Raw genomic sequence first — 3,345 nt, forward strand, 5'->3', positions numbered from 1 at the left:
AGGAACGGTGCCTCGATCGCGCCGCCGCCCCGGCCGGCCAGCGAGCGGATGGTGGTGTTGAGCCGCTTGCCGGTGGACGCGTTGAGCTGGACCTGCTTGATCCCGGTCCAGAACGAGCCGAGGCTGAGCCACCAGTTGCCGGACGGATCGACGTACAGATTCGGGTCGATCGCGTTGAAGTTGTCGCTGGTGTTGGACTCGATGACCAGGCCCTGGTTGGTCCAGCTGCCGGAGGCGCCGGTGGTGCTGGTGGCCAGGAAGATCGCGGAGTGGTTCGACCCGAAGGTGGACGCCGAGTAGTACATCCAGTACTTGCCATTACGGTACGAAATATCGGGCGCCCACAGGTTCGCGCTGCCGCCGGTGTAGGCGGTCGTCCAGGAGGCCCCGTTCGGGAAGGCCACCCCCGCATCCTTGAACGCGGTGCGATCGGTCGAGGTCTTCAGCGTGATGTTGTTGCCGGTGTGCGCGATCAGGTAGGTGCCGTCCGGCTTCTTCACGATGCCGGGGTCGTGCACGTTGATGCTGCCGGTGACCGCGCCGGGGCCGGGGTAGGTGGCCGCGTCGGCCGACCCGACTCCGACCGCCAGGGCACCGACCGCTACCAGGCCGACTGCTCCGGCAAGCGCTTTCCTGCGAAACGACATGAGACTCCTCTCGCCGCTGACATTTCCGGGGTGTTACGGCTAGAGTGAACGTTCACATCGATGAACGTCAAGGGATTGCAGCGGCCTTCAGCAGTACGTATCCGCAAAGAAGGTTGGCCGTCGGCGGCTACATGATGTTGACGTGCACATGGACATCTCGGGAGGACCCCGTCATGCCCCGACTACGAACACGGATCGCCGGCACGGCCGTCGCACTGGCGGCTCTGCCGCTCGCGGTGGCACCCCCGGCAGCCGCGTCCGCGGATCCCGACTACACCATCACCGTGCATCCGTCCGATAACGGCGCCGCCATCGACGACTCGATGTACGGCGTCTTCTTCGAGGACATCAACTTCGCGGCGGACGGCGGTCTCTACGCCGAGCTCGTCCGCAACCGCTCCTTCGAGTTTCTGCCGGCCGACCGCAGTGGCTACAACGGACTCACCGGCTGGACCGTCACCGGCACCGCCACCACGGTCAACGACGATGCCCGGCTCAACGACCGCAACCGCACGTATCTGCGGGTGACCGGCAGCGCCGGACTCACCAACGCCGGCTACAACAGCGGCATCGCCACCAAAAAGGGCAATATTTACGACTTCTCGGTTTGGGCACGCGCCGATGCCGGCGCGACCCTGAACGTAGCCCTGGGCGGTGCGACGCTCGCTCGGAAGGTCACGACCGACACCTGGACCAGGTACACCGGCACACTCCGCGCCACCACCACGACGGACGCCGGCCGCCTGACCGTCTCGGTGGACAAATCGGCGCGGCTGGACGAGGTCTCGCTCATCCCCCGGGACACCTACAAGGGTCACGGCCTTCGCCGGGACCTCGCCGAGAAGGTCGCGGCGCTCAAGCCCGGCTTCGTTCGCTTCCCCGGCGGCTGCCTGGTCAACACCGGCAGCATGTACGGCTACGACGCCGCCAACAACTACCCGCGGGCCCGCTCCTACCAGTGGAAGGACACGGTCGGACCGGTCGAGACCCGAGCCACCAACGCCAACTTCTGGGGCTACAACCAGAGCTACGGCCTCGGCTACTACGAGTACTTCCAGTTCTCCGAGGACATCGGCGCCCAGCCGCTGCCGGTCCTGCCGGCCCTGGTCACCGGCTGTGGGCAGAACCGGGCGACCAACGACCCGGCGCTGCTGCAGAAGTACATCCAGGACACTCTCGACCTGATCGAGTTCGCCAACGGGCCGGTCACCTCGACCTGGGGCCGGGTGCGGGCGCAGATGGGCCACCCGAAGCCGTTCGGGCTGAGCAAGGTGGCGATCGGCAACGAGGAGAACCTGCCGGAGGAGTACTTCGCGAACTACCTGCAGTTCCGGGCCGCGATCAAGGCGAAGTACCCGAACGTCACGGTGATCAGCAATTCCGGGCCGGACGACACCGGTGCCACGTTCGACAACCTGTGGGCCAAGAACAAGGCGGCCGGCAGCGACATGGTCGACGAGCATTACTACAACAGCCCGTCCTGGTTCCTGCAGAACAATGCGCGCTACGACTCGTACGATCGCAGTGGTCCGAAGGTTTTCCTGGGTGAGTACGCCTCGCTGGATGCGAAGTTCGCGAACTCGCTGGCCGAGGCGGCCTATATGACCGGCCTCGAGCGCAATGCCGACGTGGTGAAGATGGCGTCCTACGCGCCGCTGTACGCCAACATCGACAACGTGCAGTGGCGGCCGGACCTGATCTGGTTCGACAACGACGAGTCGTGGGGCACGACCAGCTACCAGATGCAGAAGCTGTTCATGACCAACGTCGGCGACCGGGTCGTCCCGAGCACAACGACCGGCGCGGTCGTCCAGCCGAAGCCGATCACCGGCCGGGTCGGCCTGTCCACCTGGGCCACCGCGGCGAAGTACGACGACCTGAAGGTCACCACTCCGGACGGCACCACGCTGCTCTCCGACGACTTCGGCGACGGCAACGCGGACGGCTGGACCTCGCTGTCCAACCGGGGCACCTGGTCGGTGCAGGACGGCGCCTACGTGCAGTCCGACACCGCGGCGACCAACACGATGGTCGCGGCGGCCACCGACATCACCGCCACCGACTACGACGTCACGCTGAAGGCCACCAAGACGGCCGGCGCCGAGGGCTTCCTCATCCCGTTCGGGATCAAGAACTCGGACAGCTGGTACTGGTGGAACCTGGGCGGCTGGAACAACACCCAGGGCGCGGTCGAGAAGGCGTCCGGCTCCGCCGACGCCAAGGAGCAGATCCTGACCAGGCCGGACACAGTGGTGACGGGCCAGATCTACGACCTCAAGATCCAGGTACGGGGTACGAAGGTCACGCTGTTCAAGGACGGCGTCGAGTGGGCCAGTTTCGACGACAACAAGGTGTCCGAGCCGTTCGCCCAGGTCGTCACCCGGGACAACCGCACCGGTGAGCTGATCGTCAAGGTGGTCAATGCCCAGGACAGGGTGGCACTGACCAGAGTGGACCTCGGCGGTATCAAGGTCTCGAAGACCGCGAAGATCACCGTCCTGGCCGGTGACCCGGGTGAGCAGAACACCCGCTCGGCCGAGCCGATCCAGCCGGTGACCAGCACGATCAACGGGATCGGGTCGACCTTCACCCGGTCGTTCCCGGCCAACTCGGTTACCTTCCTCCGCATCAAGGAGCGGTCATGATCAGTCGACGCACGCTCCTCCGAGGGTCCTTGGGGGCCGCGGCCGGTGCCGGG

2 protein-coding genes are annotated in these 3,345 nt (G+C 66.0%); one reads left to right on the forward strand and one right to left on the reverse strand.

The window, feature by feature from the left end; genetic code table 11:
• The coding region (locus Ato02nite_RS49890) for an arabinan endo-1,5-alpha-L-arabinosidase (RefSeq protein WP_213013782.1) at positions 1 to 647 on the reverse strand (647 nt) is incomplete at its 3' end.
• Positions 648 to 820: 173 nt separating this feature from the next.
• Here Ato02nite_RS49890 and Ato02nite_RS49895 point away from each other — a divergent pair.
• Positions 821 to 3,292 (forward strand): alpha-L-arabinofuranosidase family protein, encoded by a 2,472-nt coding sequence (locus Ato02nite_RS49895; protein ID WP_213013783.1) that lies wholly within the window; start codon positions 821 to 823, stop codon positions 3,290 to 3,292.
• Positions 3,293 to 3,345: the final 53 nt, after the last annotated feature.

The organism is Paractinoplanes toevensis (genome assembly GCF_018332695.1).
Lineage (GTDB): Bacteria > Actinomycetota > Actinomycetes > Mycobacteriales > Micromonosporaceae > Actinoplanes > Actinoplanes toevensis.

Coding starts and splice junctions, on each gene's coding strand:
- Ato02nite_RS49895 (WP_213013783.1), top strand. CDS start 821: ATGCCCCGACTACGAACACGGATCGCCGGCACGGCCGTCGCACTGGCG.